Annotated in this window: 24 protein-coding genes; 5 read left to right on the top strand and 19 right to left on the bottom strand. The window is 39.5% G+C overall.

What is annotated here, in order from left to right:
* Nucleotides 1-17: 17 nt before the first annotated feature.
* From ACXZ1K_RS05460 to ACXZ1K_RS05415, 10 genes are all read right to left on the bottom strand, one after another.
* Nucleotides 18-611 carry an acyltransferase gene (locus ACXZ1K_RS05460; RefSeq protein WP_458972373.1) on the bottom strand — a complete coding sequence of 198 codons (594 nt, stop codon included), beginning with the start codon at nt 609-611 and terminating at the stop codon, nt 18-20.
* Nucleotides 604-1,737: a glycosyltransferase gene (locus ACXZ1K_RS05455; RefSeq protein ID WP_458972372.1), complete on the bottom strand. Its 1,134-nt coding sequence runs from the start codon at nt 1,735-1,737 to the stop codon at nt 604-606. The genes ACXZ1K_RS05460 and ACXZ1K_RS05455 overlap by 8 nt, the downstream gene beginning before the upstream one ends.
* Before the next feature lies 1 nt (nt 1,738).
* Nucleotides 1,739-2,329, bottom strand: a complete 591-nt coding sequence (locus tag ACXZ1K_RS05450; protein ID WP_458972371.1) for an acyltransferase — start codon at nt 2,327-2,329, stop codon at nt 1,739-1,741.
* An 8-nt stretch (nt 2,330-2,337) separates the two neighbouring features.
* Nucleotides 2,338-3,195 carry a glycosyltransferase family 2 protein gene (locus ACXZ1K_RS05445; RefSeq protein WP_458972370.1) on the bottom strand — a complete coding sequence of 286 codons (858 nt, stop codon included), beginning with the start codon at nt 3,193-3,195 and terminating at the stop codon, nt 2,338-2,340.
* Between the two features lie 88 nt (nt 3,196-3,283).
* Nucleotides 3,284-4,246 carry a glycosyltransferase family A protein gene (locus ACXZ1K_RS05440; protein ID WP_458972369.1) on the bottom strand — a complete coding sequence of 321 codons (963 nt, stop codon included), beginning with the start codon at nt 4,244-4,246 and terminating at the stop codon, nt 3,284-3,286.
* 1 nt (nt 4,247) lies between these two features.
* Nucleotides 4,248-4,907, bottom strand: coding sequence for a xenobiotic acyltransferase family protein (locus tag ACXZ1K_RS05435; protein WP_458972368.1), 660 nt, complete (start codon nt 4,905-4,907; stop codon nt 4,248-4,250).
* Nucleotides 4,908-5,044: 137 nt separating this feature from the next.
* Nucleotides 5,045-6,334 carry an MATE family efflux transporter gene (locus ACXZ1K_RS05430; protein WP_458972367.1) on the bottom strand — a complete coding sequence of 430 codons (1,290 nt, stop codon included), beginning with the start codon at nt 6,332-6,334 and terminating at the stop codon, nt 5,045-5,047.
* Between the two features lie 3 nt (nt 6,335-6,337).
* Complete coding sequence (locus tag ACXZ1K_RS05425) at nt 6,338-8,710, bottom strand: GumC family protein (RefSeq protein ID WP_458972366.1); 2,373 nt, start codon at nt 8,708-8,710, stop codon at nt 6,338-6,340.
* A gap of 10 nt (nt 8,711-8,720) precedes the next feature.
* On the bottom strand, nt 8,721-9,509 hold the full coding sequence (locus ACXZ1K_RS05420; protein ID WP_458972365.1) for a polysaccharide biosynthesis/export family protein: 789 nt from the start codon (nt 9,507-9,509) through the stop codon (nt 8,721-8,723).
* A 34-nt stretch (nt 9,510-9,543) separates the two neighbouring features.
* A complete protein-coding gene (locus tag ACXZ1K_RS05415; RefSeq protein WP_458972364.1) occupies nt 9,544-10,272 on the bottom strand; it encodes a tyrosine-protein phosphatase in 729 nt (242 codons plus the stop codon).
* Nucleotides 10,273-11,045: 773 nt separating this feature from the next.
* On the opposite strand from ACXZ1K_RS05415, the gene ACXZ1K_RS05410 reads away from it, so the two are divergent.
* From ACXZ1K_RS05410 to ACXZ1K_RS05400, 3 genes are all read left to right on the top strand, one after another.
* Entirely contained in the window at nt 11,046-11,243 is a 198-nt protein-coding gene (locus ACXZ1K_RS05410) for an ATP-binding protein (RefSeq protein WP_458973236.1), read from the top strand.
* A gap of 87 nt (nt 11,244-11,330) precedes the next feature.
* Nucleotides 11,331-11,516: a hypothetical protein gene (locus ACXZ1K_RS05405; protein ID WP_458972363.1), complete on the top strand. Its 186-nt coding sequence runs from the start codon at nt 11,331-11,333 to the stop codon at nt 11,514-11,516.
* 628 nt (nt 11,517-12,144) lie between these two features.
* Nucleotides 12,145-13,500 (top strand): fasciclin domain-containing protein, encoded by a 1,356-nt coding sequence (locus ACXZ1K_RS05400; protein ID WP_458972362.1) that lies wholly within the window; start codon nt 12,145-12,147, stop codon nt 13,498-13,500.
* A gap of 46 nt (nt 13,501-13,546) precedes the next feature.
* Here ACXZ1K_RS05400 and ACXZ1K_RS05395 read toward each other — a convergent pair whose 3' ends face one another.
* The 5 genes from ACXZ1K_RS05395 to ACXZ1K_RS05375 form a co-directional block, all read right to left on the bottom strand.
* Entirely contained in the window at nt 13,547-13,699 is a 153-nt protein-coding gene (locus ACXZ1K_RS05395; protein WP_458972361.1) for a lmo0937 family membrane protein, read from the bottom strand.
* A gap of 155 nt (nt 13,700-13,854) precedes the next feature.
* Complete coding sequence (locus ACXZ1K_RS05390) at nt 13,855-15,615, bottom strand: ATP-binding protein (RefSeq protein ID WP_458972360.1); 1,761 nt, start codon at nt 15,613-15,615, stop codon at nt 13,855-13,857.
* 186 nt (nt 15,616-15,801) lie between these two features.
* On the bottom strand, nt 15,802-16,476 hold the full coding sequence (locus ACXZ1K_RS05385; protein ID WP_458972359.1) for a DUF6766 family protein: 675 nt from the start codon (nt 16,474-16,476) through the stop codon (nt 15,802-15,804).
* A 142-nt stretch (nt 16,477-16,618) separates the two neighbouring features.
* The gene (locus ACXZ1K_RS05380) at nt 16,619-16,852 is read right to left on the bottom strand and encodes a hypothetical protein (RefSeq protein WP_458972358.1); all 234 of its coding nucleotides are present in this window, start codon (nt 16,850-16,852) and stop codon (nt 16,619-16,621) included.
* Nucleotides 16,853-16,934: 82 nt separating this feature from the next.
* Nucleotides 16,935-17,819 carry a winged helix-turn-helix domain-containing protein gene (locus ACXZ1K_RS05375; RefSeq protein ID WP_458972357.1) on the bottom strand — a complete coding sequence of 295 codons (885 nt, stop codon included), beginning with the start codon at nt 17,817-17,819 and terminating at the stop codon, nt 16,935-16,937.
* Nucleotides 17,820-18,047: 228 nt separating this feature from the next.
* Here ACXZ1K_RS05375 and nhaA point away from each other — a divergent pair, with 228 nt between their 5' ends.
* Nucleotides 18,048-19,367: a Na+/H+ antiporter NhaA gene (gene nhaA / locus ACXZ1K_RS05370; protein ID WP_458972356.1), complete on the top strand. Its 1,320-nt coding sequence runs from the start codon at nt 18,048-18,050 to the stop codon at nt 19,365-19,367.
* A 10-nt stretch (nt 19,368-19,377) separates the two neighbouring features.
* On the opposite strand, the gene ACXZ1K_RS05365 is transcribed toward nhaA, so the two are convergent.
* The 4 genes from ACXZ1K_RS05365 to ACXZ1K_RS05350 all read right to left on the bottom strand — a co-directional run bounded on the left by ACXZ1K_RS05365 (nt 19,378) and on the right by ACXZ1K_RS05350 (nt 23,868).
* Nucleotides 19,378-20,856, bottom strand: a complete 1,479-nt coding sequence (locus ACXZ1K_RS05365) for a family 43 glycosylhydrolase (RefSeq protein ID WP_458972355.1) — start codon at nt 20,854-20,856, stop codon at nt 19,378-19,380.
* Nucleotides 20,857-20,893: 37 nt separating this feature from the next.
* Nucleotides 20,894-21,901, bottom strand: coding sequence for a LacI family DNA-binding transcriptional regulator (locus ACXZ1K_RS05360; RefSeq protein WP_458972354.1), 1,008 nt, complete (start codon nt 21,899-21,901; stop codon nt 20,894-20,896).
* 90 nt (nt 21,902-21,991) lie between these two features.
* Nucleotides 21,992-22,615, bottom strand: coding sequence for a response regulator transcription factor (locus ACXZ1K_RS05355; RefSeq protein ID WP_458972353.1), 624 nt, complete (start codon nt 22,613-22,615; stop codon nt 21,992-21,994).
* Entirely contained in the window at nt 22,615-23,868 is a 1,254-nt protein-coding gene (locus tag ACXZ1K_RS05350; protein ID WP_458972352.1) for a sensor histidine kinase, read from the bottom strand. Before ACXZ1K_RS05350 ends, ACXZ1K_RS05355 begins: the two co-directional genes overlap by 1 nt.
* Before the next feature lie 117 nt (nt 23,869-23,985).
* Here ACXZ1K_RS05350 and ACXZ1K_RS05345 point away from each other — a divergent pair, with 117 nt between their 5' ends.
* A complete protein-coding gene (locus ACXZ1K_RS05345) occupies nt 23,986-25,512 on the top strand; it encodes an IPT/TIG domain-containing protein (protein ID WP_458972351.1) in 1,527 nt (508 codons plus the stop codon).
* The last annotated feature ends 18 nt before the right edge of the window (nt 25,513-25,530 follow it).

The following is a 25,530-nucleotide window of genomic DNA, read 5'->3' as shown; positions in this document are numbered from 1 at the left end:
ATCTAGCTATTTCTTAGTTAACCTACAAGCCAAGCTCTATTAGAAGCTAAAAACTCACATGGATTATAGTTTAAATCCTTATATCTAGTTTTTGTTGTTGCACGAGCTGGAACTCCTACAACAACTGCATATGCTTCCACAGATCTGCTAACAACTGCACGTGCTCCAACAACAGCCCCTCTACCAACAGTTACTCCTGGTAAAATCATAGCACCTGTACCAATCCATGCATAATCTTCTATTATAACTGCTCCACGAGTATGCTTCCACTCTGGATCAAATATATCATGCGAAGCTGTCAAAATCTCGACTCCATCATTAATGCACACTCTCTGACCAATCATTACCTTATCATGTAAAGCAATCTTGACACGGCCTAAAAACGATTCACAACCAATTTCAAGATTTGATTTATGCCCATCAACCTGTACCTCACCTATTTCAGCTAAAAAATGGATCGATGCTCCTTTATTTATCAATCGATGCTTCCGAAACGACCTTTCAAACAACGATGGAAGAAGGAGAAATCTTTTCGCCCAGGTTATATAAAATTTTTTGGAGGAAACTGGGAATTTAATCCGGTTTCTCCATAAATAAAAGATACTAGCCATATTTTTCAAGGTGTTTTACATATTGAATAGCAACATTAGTAAGGGTAGGCACATAAGTAAAATCGCCGTGTGATTTGAGAAAATCATTTAGACAACCAGGTTGATACTCTACTATCCCGAAAGGATTATTCTTAATACTTTCATGTCCTCGCGCTTTCCAATTTCTTGCTACACATAATAGATTTATACGATGTTCACGCATCGCAGCCACAGAACCACTCTTTTCTAGCAATTGAAAAGGCGTAGTAAAAAAGCCATATCTCACAGATGATAAGATTTCCGAAATTTCATCAGGAGACTTCTCTCCAAAACATTCAGCATCAAGACCGTTAGCTCTCCAAATAGAGGCCCATCGAGTCTGTTCCTGACCATTTCTACCAAGAAGTAGCAGTTTGACCTTTGTTAATGTCAATTTTTGGTATTCGGCCGCTTCCTTGGCCAACTTTTCAATGGGAGCTCCGTGATGCAAACCTCCGAATGTCACAATTTCCAAATCTCTATTCAAACTCTTATCGCAATTAAATTTTGATTTAATATCATCATGCGATTTGACCGGAATATTTGAGAATAGCGGCAGATACTCAGCACTAGTGCCCATTTGGCTCAGCAATTCCATATATAGTGTCGTCTGAGTGAATATAGATGAAGGTTGTAAAACTTTGATTAAATTTTTAATTACTAATTTTTGGAAGAAACCTAGTAGCCTTTCCTTGTATGTACTCTCCGTTGACATTCCTATCCAGAGCTCATGGAACATAATATTCCATTTACAGCCTCCAGCCAATTTTGTGAGAACTTTTGCCAGTCGAAAGGGTAAACCTTTCGGATGAAATGAAAAAGAAACGTATTGTAGATTTAAAACATCTGGTTGAATTTCTTCAATAAAATGTTTAATCAGATTTATATCTTCATTATTTAAGTTTACTTCTGGAAATCGAAAGACTTCAATTTTACCGAATTCAAAGAGGTAATAAGTCCTATCCCTTTCCTTTATGTGTCTATCATTTAATGCAATAATTGACACCAAATGTCCAAGTTTAACCAATTCGTAAGCCAATTGTCTGACATAGTCTCCTACACCGTCTTTCCCAGGTTCCAGAGATCCACAAATGAAAATTATCTTCATATCAATTTACAATTTTCCTCTCATTAATTTTCCTGGCCGGAACTCCCCCCCATATCTCCATCTCAGGAATTGATTTAGTTACAACTGCACCTGCGGCAACTATGGCCCCACTTCCAATCTTAACACCTTTTAAAATAGTCACCGCTCTCCCTAACCAAACATCTTCACCTATAATTATTTCTTCTTCAACACCAATTTGATCTTTTATAGGAAAACCAACAACCACTCCATGATTATGGTCAATAAAACAACAATCTGAGGCTATCAGGGTATTATTACCGATAGTGATTTTCGAGGTAACGTTAAATTGACAATTTGAACCTATAAAAACATTATCACCAATTAAAAGAGCTTTCGAACTATTCCAAATACTATCTATTTTGAAATAAATATTATGTTCTAAGATGCAATAATTCCCAATTGTGATTCGGTTAGGCCAGGTTACGAAAACTTTTGGGACACGAGTTCCTTCTCCTATATCCATTCCTAAAAATCGGAACATAAATCCTCTTAAAATTGAACTTACTTGTTTAACACCCCTAAATTTTGCTGCGAAAAAAGCCTTCTGAATAAATCTATTTGTAAATAGCATGAAATAACCTATTTAAGTGAATTTTTCATTTTTAAATAATTATTATATGCGTTGCCTATTCCGTTGATATTAACTTTCCTAGTTACCACAAATTTTAGTATCTGTGAAAGAGTTAAAAATCTATTTTTAACTGTAGGTCTATAAATTAATGACAAACATAAAATGGAGAAAATATTTGCTTCCACTATTGTTGCAGGATTTAGGCTGTTCGCGGTAGTTGTCGCATCATTGTGGATAATGTAAGTATCCTTCAGGATTTGAATATCATATCCCAAATAACGCAATCTCGCGCCATATTCGAGATATAGAGTTCCAAATTTATAAAATTCAGCATTATATATTCCATCATCAATCAATTTATAAGGGTATATTGTTGCCCCACAAGAAATGCCATAATACGCTTCTGTCGAACCTTCGAAAGGATAATATGAATAACCTCTGGGATGCAATTGTCCCGGAATAGGGTATGGTTTGACGCGATCTTCGTCATGATCAGAAATGTATTCTCCTATGGTCAAAATGGTGGACGGAAATTGAATGATCGAATCTATACAAGCTTTAAGATGACCTTTTGGAAATAAATGATCATCGTCCATAGTTCTGATATGTGTACCCGTACATTGTTTAGCGACGAAATTTCTATTTGCATACAAGCCATTATGTGGTCCATCTAAATATTTGCAACCAAATTCAACACAAAGTCTTATGTTTTTCTCCTTCGATAAAATTTCTGAAGAATCATCTGAAATAATGATTTCGTAAGGTTTATAGTCTTGCTGTGCTAAACTTTCTAATGTCTTCCTTAAGCTATCAGGGCGATTTCTCGTCACCAATGCAATTGACAATTTAATTTCTTCCTCGACCATATTAATCATCCTTTAATATTACCTATTTTCGCTTTAGCCCATTTTAATCCACCAAAACTAGGTATATAAGTTATTTTTTTCATGGAAATTAAAGATTTTGATACCTTAAAATTGGACGAATATTGTTTTTCAGAAATCTAAGCCTTTGCTCGTGAAATGTATTGACTTGCAATACTAACCTGAGAATATTTAGTATACATGATGACTTGCTTATTTTTTTGCTAAATCTTTGAGCACTTAATCTGTGTTGAAAGTAAAAAAGTTCTAAAGACTTTTTTACCGACAAGTCTAAGTTTGAATCCTTGATGTCAAGATATAAAGCACGAGCTGATTCATAATATCTTAGTGTTCTTTGTGCTTTTTTTTCAAATTTCTGATTTCCTTCTGAATATGAACGAGGGTGCCTTCTAAAAACAGAAAGAATGCGATTAAGCTGAATAACTTTCCCTTTCGGAGCGACTTTAAGAAACATGTAAAAGTCAATATACATATCAACTTCGCCACGAATATCTATCTCTTTTAATATATTCATTCTACAAGCAAAAGTTGACCCTAAACCAATACTTGCCCCTTTAAATATATTGGCTTTCAAAATCTCAATTCCATCAAAAGGAATATTTAAATAAGAGTGATCATATAACTGTGGAACAGATGTACCTGTTTCTTCATCTAGACGAGAAGCTGCATGGCTTACTTGTACAACATCAATGTTCTTTTCAAATTCATTTACAACAGTTTCAATACAATCACTTAGATAATAATCATCCGCATCCAAAATAAATAGATATTTACCAGTTGACTGTTCAACACCAAATCTGGTTGCAAAAGCCTTACCCTTATTCTCTTGATAAAAATATTTGATTTCAATTTTATCAAAGTAGCCACTGACGACATCTTCCGTTCCATCTTTGGAACCATCATCTACAATAACAATTTGAATTGATTCTTTCGGATAAGATTGATTGATGATACTTTCAATTGCATACCCAATAAATAATTTATAATTGAATGTTGCAATTAACACTGTGACTTGGGGTTTGGTAGTAGTCATATTAAATTAAATCCGCTAGTGGTTTAGTATTAGAATTTATGAGAATCTCGTGCAAATCAACCAAATTTTTAATATTATTGTCACGTTGAAAAAAATGGCTATTTTTTGAGAGAAAACCAAAATCTTGTTCCCACCATCTAATTTCTTGTAATTTGGCGACAACTTCAGAGTCAAATCGGAATTTAATTAATTTAGCCGGCACGCCGCCAACAATCGCATAAGGAGGAACGTCTTTTGTAACTACCGATCCGGCACCTATAACCGCACCATCACTGATCGTGATACCTTCGGAAAGAAAAACTCCTGCTCCTATCCAAACATCATTTCCAATAGTAGTATTCTTATACTCAGTAAAATGAAGTTCATTTGTTATACTAAAACCAAAGCAGTTTAAAGGGCTATAAAATATAGGACTAGTACTAAGAAAAGCAATGGGATGAATACCAAGCCCAACTTTAAAATCAGGTCCAATCGAGCAATACTTTCCAATTCTAGTGTTATTCACTCGGCTATTCTCGCCAACATAGCTAAAAGACCCAAGTTCTGAATTGTTCAATACCACATTAGCACCAATCCTATTATTTCCTCGTAGTGTTGTAGCTTTTATCTTGGAATTTTTATCAACAAGGATATCGTCATAAAGGATTGAATTATTAATCATCACGCTTTCATTAAAGATTGCGTACTTTGTGTGCAGATGACAATGTTTAATAATGACTCCAAATCCATTTATAAATTTCCAATATTTGACAAAGGAAATAGAAATGTGCATCACTCTTTTCAAAAACAGGATCATATTTATTTTATCTTATTTATCTTATAAATCGCATATGTAGTGTTAGAAATATACAGAAATGCAGCTGTCATAATGTTAAATGCTAAAACACCACTGAGCGTAGAAATATTAAAAAGCATAACTCCGACAATTATAACCAGAACATCTATCGCTATAGATAAAATGGGATTAATCATCCATCCGCGACTACTAAATAATGTAAAGGATACGCCACCTAAAAATGTGAAACAAGCACCAATCATACAAAGAATAAGTTCCGAACTTAAATGAGTATAACGATTACCGATAATATAGAGTAATTGAGATGAAAAGAGCCAAGTAAAAAGTAACAAGAAAACACAGGCACCCAAAACTAGTCCCTGTACGCTAATAAAAAAAAGGAATAATTGTCTCCGGTTATCCACCAATCGTGAAAACCTTGGAACTAATAATGACCCTGACATTGCTGAAAAAACACTCAAAATCATTGTCAAACGAGTAAGTGCACCAACTTCAGCAATCGAATTTGTACTTCCAAAAATCGAAATCAGCCAAACAGTAATTTGACCTGAAAAACAAAAATAAATTGATGTGGGCAGAATTCTCTTTACAATTTTGAGAATATCCTTCTCAACCTCCGGACTGTGTTTTTGACTGAAATCTGAAAACCCGCTTGCTATTTTCCTCAATTTGAAGTTTCCATAAATTCTGGTTATACCATTAATAACTAAGGCAAGATAAGCGAATGGAAAAAAAAATAACAATAAGGCACTTAAGAAAGTTCTACTTAAGCTAACAAAAATCTGATTTTTCTGAAGAGGAACAATATCTTGATGTAATTTAGGAATTATTTCCAGCAAAGAATCTGATAATGCGGCAAAAAAAGCAGGAATCAAGGCAATAACAATTAAAATAACTGTCAGAATACCGGCTCCATGCTGTAAGAGCAGATATGATAAGATGGGAATTGCAATAAGCAGGCTTACGATTGCAAATTTTCTTCTCAAAGCTAATCCCGTTACCAATACAACTCCAAGTTTCTCTTTGTCCTTCCAAACTTTTCCACCACTTGACATCACGCCAGCGGAAATCCCACCATCAGACAAGACGCTTAAAGTACCGAGCATTGCATTTGTAATTGTATAAAGAGCATATTCTTCGGTAGGCATTAAACGAATTATTAAAATACCACAAATCAGTACAGAAGCTTGGACAAATAATTGCGCACCACCAGTGACTGTAATCAACCTACCCAACTCAATGAACTTCGAATAATTTGAGTGCTCCCTTAGTTTCTGCACCGAAATTTTCATCAATTACGATTTAAAAAATTTTCTGAAAAAACCCGTAGGCTTAGACTCATTCCCATAAGTTCCGTAACCATATCCATAGCCATAACCATAGCCATAACCATAACCATAACCATAACTTGCATCATTTTTTACATCGTTGACAAGAATAGTAATTTGCTTCATTTTCTTGCCTGCATATATCTCTTGTGCAATATTCAGTTGTTCTTTATAAGTATAGCCTTGACGAACTACATAAAGTGTGAGATCGGCATACCTGCTTAATAATTGTGCATCAGTGACCAAACCAACAGGGGGAGCATCTATAATAACATAGTCAAATTTTTCATACAAATATTTCATCAAAATATCTGTCCGCTCATTTAAGATAATTTCTGCAGGATTTGGTGGAATATTTCCAGAACTAATTAGAAATAATTTATCTAAAGTCCCCGACGGTTTGATGATTTGCTCTGGAGTTAAGTCTTTAGAAACAATAAAATTAGTAAAACCGTAATCATTGTTTAAATTCAGTTTGTTTGACAAATTTGGCTTTCTCAGGTCCATTTCCATAACAATAACCCGCTTTCCAGATATTGCAAGTACAGAAGCAAGATTTATTGATATAAAAGATTTTCCCTCACCAGACATACTAGATGTAAGTAAAATCGTTTTTTCATCTCCTTTAAGAAAGAAGGCCAAATTTGTTCTTAACGCTCTAAATTGCTCAGAGATAGAAGATCTTGAGCCAGCGGTTACAACTAAAGAACTATCATTCGATGGGCTATTACCAATCTCACCGATAATAGAGGCTTGGGTTAAATTTAATATTTGATCCTTAGAGATTAATCGAGTATTTAATCGGCTCTTAGCAAAGATTATTAAAAATGGAATTAATAAACCTACAGCAATTCCGTACCCATATACATTAGACGTCACTGGACTAATTGCTCCCCCAGAGACCGGAGGCTCTATGACTTTACAATTTGAAATATTAGAAGTTTTAGAAATAGCAGTTTCCTCCCTTTTTTGCATTAAAAAAACATACAATTCTTGCTTAATCTGCTGCTGACGGGCAAGATCCAAGTACGTTCGCTCAACAGCTGGTACATTATTTACCTGACTAGCAATGGTACTTGACCTGGATAAAATTTTATTTTTAGATACAGTTAAGGACTTTTTAAGATTTCCAAGACTTGTCGTCATATCGGCTCTAGCACCTTTAAGCTGTTCATTTAAATTTTTAACATAAGGATTATCATCCGTTTGGGTAAGACTACTTTTCTCTTTCGCCAAAACAATCGAATTATATCTTTCAACTATCGAAGCGAACGCCGGATCTTCTATTAGATTACCGCTGGGACTTATGCGCTGGTCACTCCCAGAATTTCGTATGTAATCTTCCACAAGTTTAACAACACTCAGTTGCGTTTCAATTTTACTTAGCTCTTCAACAGTTTGCCCAGTTGATTCAATGAGTTGACTAGATTGCGCAGACATGTCCGCTATCTTATTACTCTGTTTAAATGATTGAACGTTACCTTCAATATCACCTAATTCTCTTCCAACGTAAATTAATCGCTCCTCAATAAATTTTATAGTACTATCAGCAATCTTGTTTTTGTCTTGCAGATTACTTGATATGTATGTTTGGATTAATTTGTTTAAAACATCTTCAGAAGTTGATATTACTTCATCAGTAAAATCCAATGATAAGATTTCGACCTGTTTATTGGGAATCGTAACAACAAGCTTTTTCATATACGTATTCACGGTTCGTGAAATACTAGATACATTTACAAGATATGTAGACGTTTGATCCATATTCCCCAAGCCTTTCTCTATTTCCACCAACCCTAAACCAGGTATATTAAACTGCTGATAGTAATTAACAGTTTTACTGGATTTACCCTGTGTTATAGAAATTAAGGCCCCTTTAGATCTAACTTCAATCGAGGCGCCTTTAATGCTATCAGGTGAACTTAGTAACTTCAACACAAACGGTGTAGTTTTATATAGATTTACAGAACGTATCTGACCTTCATGATAATAAGAAATATAGAGTTTCAAATCTCTAACAACTTTATCCATTAGGTGGCGAGTCTTTAGTATTTCAGCCTCACCTTCAACATTGTTTGACGTTCCAAGCTGTCCTCCAAGGGCTTTGGCTAAAGCATTTTCCCCAGAATTTCCTTTTTCATCGCCTGTAATCATTACTTTAGCGGTGGTTTTATAAATTGGAGGAGTATACCTTAAATATACATATGATATGAAAAGAAAAATTGCTGACGACAGAACGAACCAATACCAGTTTCGTCCCATTCGTGCAATTAGTAATCTTAGATCAACTAACTTTTTCTCTCCAAAAACATCATCATTTTGGGTAATAGTATTGCTCATGTAGTAAGGCTTATAAACGGCTTGAAATTGTGACTAATAATGTTGCAACGGCGAGTCCTATTGTAATTAGTTGTGTACGAGGAGCGTTATTTGCGTCAACTTTTGCTTTAGTTGGCTCTATGTACAACACGTCATTCTGTTTTAAATAAAAATATTGGGAACTCAACAAGGTTGAAGAATTTAAATTTAATCGAACAATATCTTTTTTATCTCCATTTTCACGCAAGAGCAATATATTATTTCTCTTGCCATATATAGTTAAATCTCCAGCCAATGAAATAGCATCCAATACAGTAACTTTCTCGTAAGGAACCGTATAGGATGAAGGTTTATTGACTTCTCCTAATACCGTCACTTTAAAATTTGCGAATCTGACTTGTACAGTCGGATCTTTATAATACTTCGCTGCAACCTGCCTAATTGCCTCAATTGCCTGACCTGTTGTTAATCCTGCTAACCTTATTACCCCTAACATTGGCATTTCAATAGTTCCAGATTTACCAACCAAAAAACCATTTGGCGAAGTGGTAACTTGCGTTGCAGATCCTGTCTCACCAGAAGCTGAGCTTCCCGAAGATGCAAACGCGTTTTGTCCCATGGTTTGAACACTAATGTTCAAGATATCATCGTTTTGAATAGTTGGTTCTTTGAATTCCGCAGACAAAAGCTGATTGACTTTTATTGAATCCAAGTTTGAAAAATAAGTGGCGTTTTGTGCAGTTTTACATGAAGACAGTGTAAAGATCGAAATAGTAAACAGAAAAACACAAACTTTGACTTTGAAAGATAATTTATTCATAATTATAGATATAGCGCAAATTTACCCATTTTATTCACAAAAATAGCTCTTTATTTTTAAAAGGGTATGCTCCGATTTTATTATATAATGAACCGTCCCGTACCACAGTTGTTAACGCATGCAAATGCTTATCGTGATGTAAATCTGAAGATGCTAGATCATAAAACCTCTTTTCCAAAAGGTATTCCGATATCTTTTTCACTTCCTTCCCATAATATCCGGTCACCGAAAGCAGGTTCAACTGAAAACAAACACCCATATCTTTAAAGCGCTCAAACCTGCCTTTTTCTGAATGATAAAAAAGATAGCGCTCAGGGTGAGCCAGAATTACCTTATAACCCTTAATCTGTAGATCAAACACGACCTGCTCTATATTCGGCGTCTCATTTAAATACGACATTTCAATTAATACGTAATTACCAGGATGGGTCATTAAGCCATCTATAACTTTAAAAGTGTCGTCTACCATATATTCCGCCGCGGCACTAACAGTAACATTAATACTAGCTTTTTTTAGTGCTGCTTCTGTAGCTTGTAATGCCGGTAAAATAGTATCTGGATTGTTAGGATATAGTTCTGTAAAAATATGTGGCGTACAGAGAAATTTACTGTACCCCAGCTCATGTAAACTTTTAATTAGCTTAACGGACTGTTCAACATCCGGCGATCCATCATCTAATCCAGGTAAAAGATGGGAATGCATATCAATACCGAGCCATTCGATATCTGTAACATGTGATTTTTTCTTAAAAATTGAAAACATTATTTGTCAGAGGGTTTTAAAATTACAATGTTCCTATTTACCTGGGGGTTTAACAAAAGGGGATCAATCTTTGTCACAAAAATATAAAAACATAGCTTATAACCTAATATGAAAGCCCATTTATTTAAATATTTAATCTAATAATCATCAAATGATTACATGAAACTTTAATAATGTGTAATTTATACACTAAGTTAAGAGGGATTGCTTCGATTTTTTCTCGCAATGACGGAGTCTGCTCGAAATGGGAAAGGTGATTTCCACCCTTTTTATAATTTGAATAAAGGGTAATAAAAGGCATAAACTTCATTGCATACCATTTTACAATTGTTCAAATTTAATCATCAACACATGGAACTCCTCAACCCCAATACAATTGCAGAACTAATTTCATTTGCCATTGCTTGTCTATTCTGGTGTGCGCTGTCGAGCTTAGCGGCGTGTACATCAGAAAAGATAGGCATCTGCCCAACCTCTATATATAAAATGCATTATTTTGGCAGAATGCACCACAGTTAGTTATATTCTATAGGTTATTTAAACTTACGGACTTAAACTGAAATGATTGGTCATTTGGCTGTTGCTTTTCTTAGCTGTGTATTATAGAATTGTTCAGCAACGGCTACAGTACCTTTGTATCCAATAACACAGCGGTAATGCCTGGCGTTTTCGTAGTCTCGAGCCTATACTTCTATGACTTTAAATTGAAAAATGAAGAGCATGAGGAACTATTATTGGCCCCCGCTTTCTAGTGAGTAAGATAATAAAACGTCATCCGCCAGAACAATCTCTTCGGCATTTTCCAGGAATGCAGCAACAATATTATACAGCATGCACACGCCTCTCAAATCGTAGTCACCTTAAAGTCCGACGGCAATAGCTTCTCCTTATCTATAGCGGATAATGGCGTCGGTTTTATTTTAAACAATTTAATGTTTGATCAAAAAGGCGTGGGACATAAATACCTTTAAGAAAAGGGCAGCCATGATAAATGGTAGTGCATTAATTTCCTTCAGACTCAGAGAAGGCACACAAATTTTAATTACAATTCCTTAAGCATGGAGAAAGCTATTATAAATATTACGATTGTTGACGACCATACTTTGTTTAAGCTCGGCTTGATTAAATTACAATCTAAAGCAGCACATTTGGCACACGCCATTCTTTCTATACAGGAGCACTTCTTTTTTATCAATGAACTGGTTACCGGCAAATTGCTGCGCAACATCCAGGGTGTTGAATAGGCTAAACCAGAGCAGCCTGAACTGATTACTAATGAGGTAAGGTTTTGGCATTGTCTGCACCGACTTAACCTACAGGCAAATTGCCTATCAAATGAACCAAGTCCGCATACCATTGACAACTACCGTGAGACGCCATCTCAGAAATTTGAAGCCAAATTAAGAACAGGACTAGCCGTATTCGCTATAAAAAATAAAATAATCGCCCTTAATAATTAATTAACACTAATATTTTGGAATTTGTAATTAAAATACCGCATTTTTACATAGCCAAATTAATTAATCATAATGAACGGAAACGCTTCTCTTTAAACCAAAGAACTGTATACACTATTATCATTAATTACCCTCAAAATGGCAACCAATTTAGACACCAGCTGGCTAGAAAAAACAATAACCTATGAAAAGTGCCCAAGATGCACCACAGGAATCTTAGACACCCGTATCCCAAGAAGCAAGATTGTGAAATACCTTTTCTTTTGGATTGACGTAAAACGTTTTAAATGCAATAGCTGTAGTGCAAAGGTATACGTTAGGAATAAATAAGGGCTAATTATCTGCAATATACCTACATATAGGTATTTCCCCAGGGAGCACCGGGCGATAACTTTACCAAAAAAAAGTTAACGAAATGAAGAGAAACTCTACCCTTCCCCTGATCCTACTAGGTATGATCATCTTATTTTCCGCTTGTAAAAAAGACAAGACAGATCCTATTGTTGAAGAAAAAGTGCCTGACCCAAAAGTTGTCGTAGAAAGCGTAACGACCAAACTGGCAACTGTACCTACGGCTAGCATTTTCACGGAAGTGCTAAAAGGTGTAACCTTATCTGCAGCAGATGTTAGTCTAGGTTTAACCGTATTTGCCCCTACCAACACTGCCGTAAGTTCCTACAACTCCTCCCTCCCAAGAAAATTATCTTATCTGGCTACTAAAGGCAATACTGCCGGAATAAAAGGTCCTAATAGCATCAGCGCAGCGGATTCCAACTCGGTTAAGCTGTCTGAAGCTGTATTGAAAGACCATATTGTAAAAGGAGTGCTCAAACCGGAAGACCTGGTTGATGGTAAAACCCTGGTGAGTTTAAGCGGTAAAAACCTAAAGGTAACCCGCGAAGGTAGTGTGATTAAAATTAACGGCGTAACTTTAACTACTGTTGCAGCTGATGGTACACAATCGGTATTTACCGTTGGCGTGGTATTGAGCAGCACAGAAACTGTAGATGCTGACCGGATCAATGTGATATTGCCGGTTGCTATTGTTAGTAAAGAGGTGGTTTTTTCTTCAACGCCTAATGATACTGTTCCTGTTAAGGGGTTCAGGACAACCACTGCAAACATCACTTACCTGTCCAACACCACCTTGCCCTTAACTTTTGAAACGGTTAATGGAACCAATTACAACCGTTTATCCATTACTTATAACGCGAGCAAGGTGCCCACCTCTGCCATTAAAGGATATAAGAACAGTCCTCAGGTCTCCATTTACAAAACCAACGGTCGTTATGATTATGTAACCAATACTGCGGGAGAGGTGACCCGCCAGAATATTTTTAATTATGTAACGGATACCGTGAACGGGTCAAACATTGGTAAGTACGATTATACTTATGATAGCCAGAACAGGCTGACTACAATTGCCAAGGCAGTGCCATTATGGGATGAAGCTTATACCATGTCGCTAACTTATGGTTCAACTGGAAATTTATCAACCTACAGCTCACGCAACATCACGGCATCGGTGTTGACTTTCGACACGAAGAATGGAATCTTTAAGAATGTAAAGAAATTGTATTTACTGGACAGGGATACCAACTATCCATGGGGTTATTTCTCTGTAGCAAACAACCTGATTAAAGTAACGGTGCCGGGCTCAGCTGAGGTGAATGTAGCTATTGAATACAATGCCGACAATTATCCAAGTAAGGTAACCTATGGTGAGGATGTATACACCATTACTTATAAAACCTTTTCGGTATTCAAATAATAAAGATGATGCGGTTTCCAGCTTATATTGGAAACCGCAAATTTCTTTATGCCGCACTTCTGATCAGTCTCAGTACAACTGCAATAACTGCAATTACCAATAGTGCGTGAATGATGCCTCCTGTGTAGTAACCTCCTAAAAAGCTGATTGCCCAAATGATAACGAGTACTACTGCGATTAAATAAAGTAAATTTCCCATAGCTAAATAATTAAGTTTTGATAGTTTTATCTAATAACCTATAAGTATCAATTTTGTTTTGAAAACAGCAGATTACATTTATTCAAAGGAATAAATGTGTTTGACAACACTTTTCCAAAGGAATAAATGTGAATGAACACACTTTTCCAAAGGAATCAACTGATGTTCCTCGCGATTTCGTGTAGCTTTTCTTTGAGTTCTTCCGGCTTAAATGGCTTGATGATACAACCGTCCAGGTATTGATATCCTTCGTGTTCTTCTATCGCCACGCCTATGGATGCGGTGAGTGCAACAATGCTGATTTTAGACTTCCTCGCATCATCCAGTTCCCTGATACATTTAGCTGCTTCGAAACCATCCATTATCGGCATATTGATATCCATTAGAACGATATCATAATCTTTGGCAACTACGGCATCTACTGCCTCCTGACCGTTAACTGCGATATCTGGTTCTATATCCCATTTATTGAGTAAGCGTTTAACCACCATCACATTGATCTCATTGTCTTCTGCAACCAAAACCCTGACTTTGCTGATTTCAGGCTGACTAACCGCTGCCTCAACTACCGGATGCTGGTTTCGGATTATTCCATAGTTCAATTCAAATACAAACGTAGTACCTTCCTCTTCTTCACTGGTTAACTTCAAGTTACCTCCATGTAATTCAACCAGCCTTTTCGCAATAGCTAAGCCCAGCCCGGTTCCATGGTATTGCCGGTTACTTTTGGAGGCTGACTGTATAAAGGGATCAAATATGTTAACTTGCTGCTCCTTTGAAATGCCAATACCGCTGTCTTCTATTTTGAAACGGATTTGGATAGTATGATCTTGCCGGTCTACTACAATAGCCTGCAACAATACTCCGCCCTGCTTTGTAAATTTTACGGAGTTACCCACAAGATTAAAAAGGATTTGGGTAAGTCTGGTCTCATCACCGTTTACGTACAATCCTTCTAGTTGCGGATCAATAGCTGTATTGAATTGAAGGCCTTTTAAATCAGCCTTTGCCTTGAAAGCACCAAACACATTTTTTAGGAGGGTGTCTAACCTAAAATCATGATTCACCAAAGTGACCATTCCCGCTTCAATCTTATTGAAATCAAGGATGTCATTAATGATAGACATCAGGTTTTCTGCAGAAAAAGTTAGTACATTTAGGTTGTCCTTTCGCTCTTCCTCTGTTCCCCCCATCCGCAATAGGTTAACCATACCAATCACCGCGTTTAGCGGAGTACGTAACTCGTGCGACATGGTGGAGAGAAAATTGGTTTTTGCAGTAGCTACATCTTCTGCGGCTCTCAAGGCCAACTGTAACTCTGCTTTAAACTCCATTTCCTTCTCATTCGTCTTTCTGAACGCTTTGAAAAAGAAATAATGGATAAAAATGAGTAGCGTAAAATTGAAAATCAACACAATACTGAAGGCAGTAGAGTTGATATTTTGGTCCCATATGTGATAGGAAGAGCCATCATAGCGGGCAAACACCACAGAAATAACGATCGGCAGCATGCTGACTACGGAATAGAACAAGCCCCAGCGAAAGCCCAGCAGATAATAACCGGCAGAAATAATTAGAAATGAATATTGGACCGTCACAATATTAACGCCCTGACTAAAAAGCCATACATTGGTCCAGATCATCAGGCAAATGCAAACGATGAAATAATGCGCAATTGCCCTCCAGGATTTTCCCATCAACAGCAGCACCACACCCAGGATAAACAACACCAATAGTATACTCATCCTGACCAGCAAAAGGCCGCCGCCTTCTAAAGTATAAACAATTTGCAAGATGATTGACAGGCATATAAATGCCAGCATCAGTTGCAATAACATCTTAATTCTGGCCCTATTGAGTATCTCTGGCTCGTTCTTAAGAATAGATCGGTATTGGATGAGCAGATAGTTTAGCATTGAAATTGGCGAAAACTACATTAACACACCTACGGCTAATATATCGCTACAAAAAACTCAATTTGTATGCCACAATATTGTTTATCTTAAAACTGAATTCAATTTTCTTACTGTTTAATTGAAAATAGGAGATTTAAGTAAACCGTTGATCCTGAATTGGGTTCATTTTCCAACCAGTTGTTGTACTTATTTGCCTGTTTCCAGATGCGGGGCATCAACAGGTTTTGATTCTGGTGATCCTTTTTGTCTTAAATACACGGTAAGGAAGACGATAGCCAGCACAGAAAGGAACTCGCTCTGCCAGTTTTGAAAGGTTTCAAACCAAAATTCTGGTTCGCCAAGGTACTGCATCACGCTTTCCTTCGGCAAATGTTTAGCCGCCTGTTCTACGTTATTATTTTGCCAGCTTCCATACAAGTGCAGTCCCCAGCTTGCAAAAAACAAAAGTCCGAATGCAATAGCCAGGGAATTGCTATAGATCTTTAAAATCCAACCTCCTTTTTTGACCGCCCATGGCGCATCTGGGGAAGGCTTTGGCTCCCGGTCTACTTCTTCTTTTTCATCCAGCTTCTTGGATTCTGCGGAACCAACTTGTCGCAAGCACACTGTTAGCAATACATATAAAGACATCTGCAGGAACTCACTTTCAAAATTCTCGAATGTCGCTGAAATGAAGTGTCCGCTCTTGAGGTATTTGCCCAAGCCGATCTCCGTGGCGCCGTCCTGTTTCAATTCTTTGTTATGCTCCTTCCAGCCAGTCAATGCCTGTGCCGCAAGTGTAACAGTAAATAGGGCTAAAAAAACTAGGCTAAGGCCATTTCGGTAAAAGAAAGAATGTTTGTTGGTATTTGGTTTATTCATGGTTGTTCTGTTAAACAACAACACAACCACCAGGAATACAAATTGTTTTAGGCTTTGCTCCCAATTCTGGAGCCATCAGTAGGGATGATTCAGCTTAATGATTTTAAAATCTGGTTAAGCTTTTATCAACTAAGCAACCTCATTACATGTAATCTTTCAGATCGTCAATTGGGTCATTGAAATCATCTGGGATAGACAATTTTTTCCCTTTTAATTTCCCTAAACGCAATAGCCCACCAGGTTGTCTGAAAGCTTCAGTCGTTACCTTAGCTTCACTTAAAAAAGTAACTAAAACTTCTGATCTTTTTACAGCCGGTGCTGGCTCGAGCAAAGTAAGCACCCCATTTTCGTAAACACCTTTAAGCGCAGTATACATAGTTGATATTTTATGCAAATATACAAATTCACTACTTAAAATGACATAATTGGTTTTTCAAAGCAATCGGAGAAAAAACCAGTTATGCTGAATCCCGCACTTCCAGCCGATATCCTTTTCCATGAATATTAACCAATTGCAAACCGGTATCTGCTTCCAGCTTTTTGCGGAGCTTGGATATAAATACGTCCAGGCTGCGACCAACTATTACACCCTCATCTTCCCAGATTTCCTTTTGCAAACGACTGCGGTCAATGACCTGGTTGGGCGATTGGAAAAATATTTCCAATAACCTGGTTTCCTTTTCAGTGAGGTCTTTCTTTTCCTGGTTTACGACCAAGTATTGATCTGCAACATTAAACAAACTATTTCCAAGCAAGATCTCTCCTGCTGATAAAATACGTTTCTTTCTGCGCATCATGTTAAAAGTATACAATCCGTAACCTAAAACCGCCAATATGGGCATGCCCATATAAATAGTTCTTTGTTGCCTGGAGCTGATGATGGCGTTGTCTTTAAACTGGATATTGATCGAATAGAAATCTTTGGGCTGCATACGCCCCCTGCAAGCCAAAATACTTTTTTGTTCTTGCGCCAACACAGCATATCCGTAAACCATTTGCGAACTTCCATATCTTTGTACATTAACAATATAGTCCTTACTCAATCCCGCTGTAGCCAGACTTTCTTTTACGATTTTCATCAACGAATCGGGCAAAAATCCAAGCTTCTTTTCAAAGGTAATTTGATATTGGTTATTCGCCAGCAGCTTAACCGGCAACACACGTGAAGTACTGTCGCCAGACTGTAGCAGCAACTTATGCCCTACCTCTCGCATCACAATCATTTCCATTGTGGCATCGGACTGATCGTCTAAACTGGCATTACTCGCAAGCATACCGCCAAGCATGGTGATGAGCACACAGAACGCCATTGGCGCAATTACCTTTAGAACAGTGATATTCATATCCTAAAGCTAAGGATAATTTGAAGGCTTCACCCGCCTGAAAGCACGTATTTACAAAAATTTACATTTGATTTAAGGCTATAATTTGAAAAAAACCTTGAGGCACCGACCGCAATTGTACTGCTTGATGCGCAACAAGAAGATCACACACGGGTGAAAAGAATCCGCTGTTCATCCCGGATATCCGGCTAATTAACTTATTTTTACCCCTTGTAGCGATATGATCAAATGAATAATCAATCTCCCATTGAAAAGATAATTGCACCGGTAAACAGGTTTATACACCTGGAATACACCAGTGGGATCGTCCTGCTCATCAGTGTGATTATTGCCATCATCTGGGCCAATTCTGCCTGGCATGAAAGCTACCATCACTTTTGGGAAATTAACTTTTCTGTCGGCTTCGATACCCATAAGTTAAGTCAGCCGCTACACATCTGGATCAACGATGGTTTAATGGCCATCTTCTTTTTTGTGATTGGTCTGGAGCTGAAAAGGGAGTTTATGGATGGTGAACTTTCCTCTCTTCAGAAAGCGCTTTTGCCCATGAGCGCCGCACTCGGCGGGATGCTTGTGCCAGCAATGATCTATTTCCTCATCAATCGGGGCACGCCTGCCGATCATGGCTGGGGCATTCCTATGGCCACAGATATTGCCTTCGCGCTTGCGGTACTTTCCATGGCGGGTAAACACATCCCATCTTCTATTAAGGTTTTTCTTTCTGCCCTTGCGGTGGCCGATGATCTCGGCGCGGTATTGGTGATTGCATTTTTCTACACCTCAGGTGTTGATTTTACGGCGCTGGGCATTGCCGGCATTTTCCTGCTTGTCTTGATTGCAGGGAACAAACTGGGGATACGGAGCAGCATTTTTTACCTGGTGATAGGCATCTGTGTGTGGATCGGGTTCTTACTATCGGGCGTACACGCCACCATTGCAGGTGTACTGGTTGCCTTCACCATTCCTGCGGTAACCAGGATCAACGAAGAGGTGTATTCCGACAATCTTAAAAAACTGACCTACCAGTTTGAAAAAGAGATTCCGAGCAACAGTACCTTAACTACTCCACAACAACATCAAACCATACAGCATGTAAAAAACCTCAGCCTGGCCGCCGAGACCCCACTTCAAAAGATTGAGCATGCCCTACATCCCTGGGTCGCTTTTGGCATCATGCCCTTATTTGCCCTGGCCAATTCCGGCATCGTCATCGGCGCTGATTTCCTCACTTCAGTCATCAACCCGGTTTCTATAGGGGTAACCTTAGGCTTAGTTCTTGGCAAATTTGCAGGCATTCTGTTCTTCACCTGGTTAATGGTTAAAACCGGCCTGAGCATATTGCCTGAAGGCGCCAATTGGAGACACATCACCGGCGTGGCACTCCTTGGTGGTATTGGCTTTACCATGTCGCTTTTCATCAGTGGACTGGCGTTTAAAAACCCGGAACACATTGATCAGGCAAAGTACGGTATACTGATCGCCTCGGTCATTGCAGGTGTTGCCGGCCTTATTCTATTAAAAAGGATAAAAGGCACTGGAAAAGGTTGATGCTGTACCACTAGGGTAGCAGCGGCATTACTTTTACCGATTTGAATTTGATGCTTCCATGTTTGGCATAGAAATACAAACCCCCACCCTTCTGCTCCGGTTTTCGGTTTACAATGCAGCGCTTGTTATTGATGCACAGGTCTATGATATCGTCTTTAAGTATCAGATCGATCTTAATGGTTTTATCCAATCCAGCGACTGCCTTGATCTCATCTCCCGCCAGGTTGACAGTCCCGTTAATGGGCGAAAAATTGAGTCGGTAGCCCCGCTCTGCCCGGTCATCTGCCCTTAAATACAATCCGTATTCTTCCAGCGATGTTCCTTGTGCTATCTCCATGGTAATCCGGCATTGTGCAGGTACATTTTCCATCCTCGCAGATCCAACTCCATTCGGAGCGGTTATGGCGACTTCACCCAGCCCGGCCACAGCATACTGTTCTGCAATAATTTTTAAGTTGAGGTCAGCGCCCGCAGCGGGAATCATCTCCTCTGGAAATTGCGTATCTAACGAACCATCCGGCGCCTGTATGAGCTCGCGAAACAACAAATTGCCTCCAAAGATCTCCCCATGGTTGTCGTTATTTTCATGCCTTGATGGAATCCAGGAAGCCGCAATACGCCTGTCGTTTTTAAATGATGCTGTTTTTACCACGTTCGACCAGTTTTCAATCAATGCCTGGTGCTTAGGTTCTTCCCATGGTCCGTACGGTTGTCTGGATTTCACATAATAGGTATCTCCATTATCGCTGTAGAGCAAATAATACCAGCCCTTCCAAAAGAAATAATCAGGACACTCCGGCACAGAACCCTGGCCAGTCAAAATAGGTTCGCTCACTGCCCAGTTTTTCAGATCAGTAGAAGTGAGGTGGACCAATGCCCCGCCTGCATGTGCCAAAGGTGAATTTTCTTTCCAACTGGATACCAATAAATGAAACTCTCCGGTCTGCTCATCTACAAAAACCTTTGGATCCCTAAAATCACGTTTGCTGTAACCTGGTGCCGAAGTATAAAATGGATTGGGTTTTTGCTTATCGAAATTGATCCCATCGTTACTAATGGCATAGCTGAGCTGCTCATTGATATTGCCTTCCTTATTGATCAGCCTGGTGGCATAAAAAGCATAATATTTACCCTTATAAAAAGCGATAGAGCCTGTGCAGATCGACTTTTCCCATTCTTCGTCGATCCCCAATACTACTTTTTCCTGTTTCCAGTTCTTCAGATCGGTTGTGGTACTGAGTGCCCACTGGTGACCGCCCAAGCCTTTCAAACTGGCATGATGGGCCGAATCCAGCAACCAGTATAATGAGAATTTCCCATCCTTATAATAGGGCATGCAATCACCCACAAAGAGGTCGCCCTTTGGTCGCCAGTACTGCAAATTCCCGGTCGACTGTATTTTCGGGTCGTACTTCACCCCAAGTTGCGCATGGCACAGGCTGCTGGTAAAAATGAACAAGCTGAGTAGTAAAATGATTTTAGGTTTCATATTTTGTTAGGTTAGTGGATATGCTGAATTTTTGTGATTAATTTTCGTTACAGGATTTTCCCTTGACCAATTCTGCTTTTAGGGTTTTGGTTCTATTCACATCCGGACTGTCGATGCTTTGAAGTAAGGTACTGACCGCAAGCTTGCCCATTTCTTCCAGTGGTTGCTTTGAATGGGTAATGGGGCAATAAAAAAGGTCGAACGCCTCAGATTCGTCGAAACTGAATACCGATATATCATCTGGCACTTTGATCTTTTGCATATTGAGGTATTTTAGTCCCTCCAGCGCAAGCGTGTCAGTGGCAAAAAAAAGGGCGTCGATGTTGGAACTTTTGTCCAGTGCGGCAGAGATGGACTTTTGAACAGCTCCAGCAGTGGCCACTTCGTAAAGTATACTATGATGGCTATCAATACGGTGATCTTTCAGTGCTTCGGCACAACCCCTACTTCTTTCCTGCAAATGAAAGAGATCGGTTTTTAAGTTGAAAAATGCGATATTCTTATGCCAGGATTTCACTAAATAATCTGTGGCGCGGTATGCCGCATCAAAGTTATCAAGCAAAATATTATTGGTGGGTATGTGAGGAAAGTGGCGGTCGACCAACACAAAAGGGATATCCGAATTTGACAGCATGTCAATCTGCGCCGCTGCCCCTTCCACAGGGACAATGATCAATCCGTCAACCCTTCTGTTTATAAAAACCTGAAGCAGTTCTGAAAACTTCTCCAGGCTTTCGTCAGAACTCCCGTAGATTACGGTATAATTATTTTTCCCGGCTGCCGCTGCTATGGCACTAGTGATACCAGTTGTAAAACGATATTTGATGTCGGCCACAATCAGCCCGATCGTATTTGTCTTCTGGCTTTTTAAACTTCTGGCAATTTGATTGGGCACATAATTGAGCTCCTTGGCAACAGCGATAATCTTTTCTGCAGTTTCCTTATTTACTTGGCGGGCCACCGCCTGTCCGTTCAAAACATAAGAAACCAACGCAACAGAAACTTCTACTTTTTCCGCAATTTCTTTAAGACCTACTTTTTTCATTTAAACGTTTAAAATGCTTGATTTATATCAATATTAAAAAATTTAAACGATTAAAGCAAGTAGGATATTAATTCGAATGCCATCAACAAACTATCCAATCCACTTGTTATTCCCTGCCATTTTTAAGGCTTCCGCTTTGCTGTTAACCGCCAGCTTCTGATAAATATTTTTGATATGGCTGCGAACGGTTTCTTTACTGATAAACAGGTCCAACGCAATTTTTGTATAGCTTTTTCCTTCCGAGATCCCTCTGAGCACCGCGGTTTCGCGTTCTGACAAAGGGGAATCTTGTGGACGGATAAAAGATTGCACAACCATTTTTGCAATTTGCAAACTCATGGGTGCGCCCCCGGCAAATGCTTCCGCAATGTTCTGGATGATCTGATCAGCGGCCGAGTTTTTAACGATGTAACCGCCCGCACCGGCACAAAGGGACCGAAATACTTTATCACTGTCTTCCACAACAGTAATGATCAACACAATACAAGCTGGCCTCTTTTTTTTAATCCTGAGCGTCCCCTCGATGCCATCTATACCTGGCAGCTCAATGTCCATGAGCACCAGGTCTGGCGCATCCCTTTCCAGGTTCTTTAACGCATCTTCGCAATTGCCGTAATGACCCGCTACATGGTAACCGGTTGAATTGGAAATGAGCGCAGCGAAACCTTCCCTAATCTTTACGTTGTCTTCAACGATGGTGATTTGTTTTTCCATTAACTGATGTTTAGCGGACTGACAGGCACAGTAACCTCAATCCGGGTACCGGAAGTATCCTTTAAGATTGCAAACCCAAAATTATTTTTGACACATCTTCTTTCCATATTGGACAATCCGTAATGTTCCGCATGCTGATCCGCAGCTTTCCAGGTCCCGTTATCGCTTAAGATGTATTGGATATGGTCATGCGGACAAACCATCGATAGTTCCACTTCTGTTGCGCCTGAATGCTTGACCACATTGGTCATCGCCTCTTTAAAAATGAACAGCACATTAAGTGCAGCCATTGGATCAAGCTGTTGCGACTGGCATTCTGCGGCATGTGAAGAAAAGGCAATATCAAACTGGTTATAGTAACGTTGTCCGTAGCCTGTCAGATAATCAAACAATTCTTTAGGCTCGTCGCTATTGTGGTTGAGGTGCCATAAAAAGTCTTTACTGCTGGCATACAGGGCATTGCTGTTATAGATAATGCTGTCTACGATTGGCTGAGCAGCGTTATCGGCCGATAGCTGTTGTTTCAGCAATGCTGCCTGTCGGGTTATTGCGGATAACATATTGCCCGTCTCATCATGAAAATCAGTAGCAATATTCTCGCGCATGGTGTTCAATTGGTCAGTACGTTGTTTCACCGCCTCATCTAGCAAGGTGATTTTGGAGTCCTGCAATGCCCTGATCTTTGCCCGGTCGCGTTCCTGGTCGTACTGCTGCCAGGCGAGGAAGCCACCAAAGAAAATCGTGATCAGGCAATTCATACCCAAAGCATATTCCGGGGGACCTAAATTGGATTGTACCGGTGTTGCAAGTCCGGCATGGATGGTCTGCTCGTAAATAAACACAAACATGCCCAGATTGGTAAGGATAGCCCATCCGCCGAATTTCTTGTCCGCCCAGATGGCGCCCAGCAGGTACATGTGCAAAATGGTAATATTGGACGAGTAAATTAAGCCGGAATCCTGGATCCAGTCGTAAATAATAAAGTAGGTAACCAGGGCCGTGATGGTCATCGGAATCCGGTAATGACCAAAATATTTACTGGAGAAAAGCATGGAGACGAGGAGACCATTGTTGATCAGGTAACCCAATATCGGCCGGTGCATCCAGTGCAGGAAAACCGGGAACAAGATCAACAGCGGAACAGCAATCAATGCCGAACTGACCACCACCCGGAATTCGTGGTATTTGGGATGGGTGTTGTTATCCCGCATCTCCTTTGGCATGAAATAGGTAACCGCCTGGTCGAATGTCATGAAGTCAAGATAAGGGATATCCGGCTACAGTCCCAAAAAAACCGAAAAAATACCGCAATCTGGGGGATTGATGAGCATCGTGTTTTGAACTAATTTTGCTGCAATCAAACCATTACCGTGAAAAAATTAATCCCTGGAATTTTCCTGATTTTATTAGCTTTTGCGTCCTGCAAAAAAGATAAACCAACCGCACCTGAACCCGCTCAGGCTGACAATCCCGCCATTAATCAGGGAGATTCCAGGTTAACCATTACGACGATCGCTCCAACTTCTGGTCTGCCCAACACAGTGGTTACCATCAACGGTGCCAACTTCGGTACCACTGTGGCAGACCTGATGGTATTTTTTAACGGGGTGAAGGCGACCGTCCAGTCCGTTACCCCTACCGCTATAAAGGTGTTAGTACCGGTAACCACAACCGGAAACATCAATGTGATAAAAATGACCGAAGGCGCCCAGGGCCCGGTCTTTAGTTACCTCTCTCCTGAACTCAATTCCGCATATATAAGTGGCGACGTGACCTTGAAAAACCAATCGGAGATCAATACTTTTCTTGAACTCAATAAGGGTAAGCAAATTCAAATCACCGGCAATCTGAATATTGGTGGTTCAATTTTGAACAACAGCCCTTTTACAGACATCAACTCCCTCACCGGGCTCGCTATCATCAAGTCCGTATCAGGCGCTATTTATTTGGGTGGGATCGGTCTGTCTGAAGCTCCTTTTCTAAAAACAATAACAGCCGCGGGGAGCATCGCCATTTCCAATAGTGCTTTTACCTCTCTGAGTTTCAGTGGCATGCAACCTTATGCTGGATCCCTGGCATTGAGCAGTTTGAGCCAATTGACTCGTGTTGACATCAATTTGTCGCCCAGCGTGGGAACCATCAGTATTTCCGCCTGCCCGCTATTGGCCGACTTATCCTTTCTAAATGACATCAGCACCGCAAACCAAATAGCGATTAGCGGAGTCGCTGCAACGTCGATTACGATGGATAAGTTACCAACCCTCGGCAGTTATCTTTCCATTAGCGGAAACAGAAACCTGACCCGGCTGAGCTTTAAGACACTGGCATCTATAGGTTCTCTGGTGCCGGGCGGAATAGCATACCTTTTCAACAACCCATTACTTTCGGATATCAATTTTAAAAGTCTAACGACAATTACCGGAAAATTGACAGTTAGGAGCACCAACATCAGCAACATGGCGGGATTTGGCGCACTGCAAAAAGTGGGTTCATTGCTTATTGAAGGCAATTCGCAATTGACAGACCTTCATGGCCTTGAGCAACTCAGCGTCTTTAGTTCCGCCCCGATCCTCAGCAGTGGACTCTATAGTTCAAGTGCGATCAGCAGGGTTAACGGCATCTACATTGGAAATAATGAAAAGCTGGCTTCCCTCGATGGCCTGCAAAATGCAGGGAGCGTACAGATTGCCTATATCGTCGACAATAAATCACTCAACGACCTCTGCCCTTTTAAAAAAGCAATTGCTGCTTTAAACGTATTAGCTCCATATAAATTTAGCTATCGAAATTCTGTGGATCAAAACGTGACGGCTACGATGCCTGCCCTAACCATGCTCAGGAATGGAAATAACCTTACCACGAAAAACGCAGTAGATGCGGGGGCACTTTGCCAGTAATCACGAACTCGCCCAGAC

This window comes from Pedobacter jaeyakensis (assembly GCF_054461315.1).
This window is presented reverse-complemented; position numbering and strand designations above follow the sequence as displayed.

Excerpts from the sequence above, each read along its gene's own strand:
- ACXZ1K_RS05380 (WP_458972358.1), bottom strand. The coding sequence starts at position 16,852 with ATGTATACTGCGCTTAAAGGTGTTTACGAAAATGGGGTGCTTACTTTG.
- ACXZ1K_RS05455 (WP_458972372.1), bottom strand. The coding sequence starts at position 1,737 with ATGAAGATAATTTTCATTTGTGGATCTCTGGAACCTGGGAAAGACGGT.
- ACXZ1K_RS05365 (WP_458972355.1), bottom strand. The coding sequence starts at position 20,856 with ATGAAACCTAAAATCATTTTACTACTCAGCTTGTTCATTTTTACCAGC.
- ACXZ1K_RS05355 (WP_458972353.1), bottom strand. The coding sequence starts at position 22,615 with ATGGAAAAACAAATCACCATCGTTGAAGACAACGTAAAGATTAGGGAA.
- ACXZ1K_RS05375 (WP_458972357.1), bottom strand. The coding sequence starts at position 17,819 with ATGAATATCACTGTTCTAAAGGTAATTGCGCCAATGGCGTTCTGTGTG.
- ACXZ1K_RS05425 (WP_458972366.1), bottom strand. The coding sequence starts at position 8,710 with ATGAGCAATACTATTACCCAAAATGATGATGTTTTTGGAGAGAAAAAG.
- ACXZ1K_RS05415 (WP_458972364.1), bottom strand. The coding sequence starts at position 10,272 with ATGTTTTCAATTTTTAAGAAAAAATCACATGTTACAGATATCGAATGG.
- ACXZ1K_RS05400 (WP_458972362.1), top strand. The coding sequence starts at position 12,145 with ATGAAGAGAAACTCTACCCTTCCCCTGATCCTACTAGGTATGATCATC.
- ACXZ1K_RS05440 (WP_458972369.1), bottom strand. The coding sequence starts at position 4,246 with ATGACTACTACCAAACCCCAAGTCACAGTGTTAATTGCAACATTCAAT.
- ACXZ1K_RS05390 (WP_458972360.1), bottom strand. The coding sequence starts at position 15,615 with ATGCTAAACTATCTGCTCATCCAATACCGATCTATTCTTAAGAACGAG.
- ACXZ1K_RS05350 (WP_458972352.1), bottom strand. The coding sequence starts at position 23,868 with ATGACATTCGACCAGGCGGTTACCTATTTCATGCCAAAGGAGATGCGG.
- ACXZ1K_RS05385 (WP_458972359.1), bottom strand. The coding sequence starts at position 16,476 with ATGAATAAACCAAATACCAACAAACATTCTTTCTTTTACCGAAATGGC.
- ACXZ1K_RS05460 (WP_458972373.1), bottom strand. The coding sequence starts at position 611 with ATGGCTAGTATCTTTTATTTATGGAGAAACCGGATTAAATTCCCAGTT.
- ACXZ1K_RS05420 (WP_458972365.1), bottom strand. The coding sequence starts at position 9,509 with ATGAATAAATTATCTTTCAAAGTCAAAGTTTGTGTTTTTCTGTTTACT.
- nhaA (WP_458972356.1), top strand. The coding sequence starts at position 18,048 with ATGAATAATCAATCTCCCATTGAAAAGATAATTGCACCGGTAAACAGG.
- ACXZ1K_RS05430 (WP_458972367.1), bottom strand. The coding sequence starts at position 6,334 with ATGAAAATTTCGGTGCAGAAACTAAGGGAGCACTCAAATTATTCGAAG.
- ACXZ1K_RS05360 (WP_458972354.1), bottom strand. The coding sequence starts at position 21,901 with ATGAAAAAAGTAGGTCTTAAAGAAATTGCGGAAAAAGTAGAAGTTTCT.
- ACXZ1K_RS05405 (WP_458972363.1), top strand. The coding sequence starts at position 11,331 with ATGGAGAAAGCTATTATAAATATTACGATTGTTGACGACCATACTTTG.
- ACXZ1K_RS05450 (WP_458972371.1), bottom strand. The coding sequence starts at position 2,329 with ATGCTATTTACAAATAGATTTATTCAGAAGGCTTTTTTCGCAGCAAAA.
- ACXZ1K_RS05435 (WP_458972368.1), bottom strand. The coding sequence starts at position 4,907 with ATGATTAATAATTCAATCCTTTATGACGATATCCTTGTTGATAAAAAT.
- ACXZ1K_RS05445 (WP_458972370.1), bottom strand. The coding sequence starts at position 3,195 with ATGGTCGAGGAAGAAATTAAATTGTCAATTGCATTGGTGACGAGAAAT.
- ACXZ1K_RS05395 (WP_458972361.1), bottom strand. The coding sequence starts at position 13,699 with ATGGGAAATTTACTTTATTTAATCGCAGTAGTACTCGTTATCATTTGG.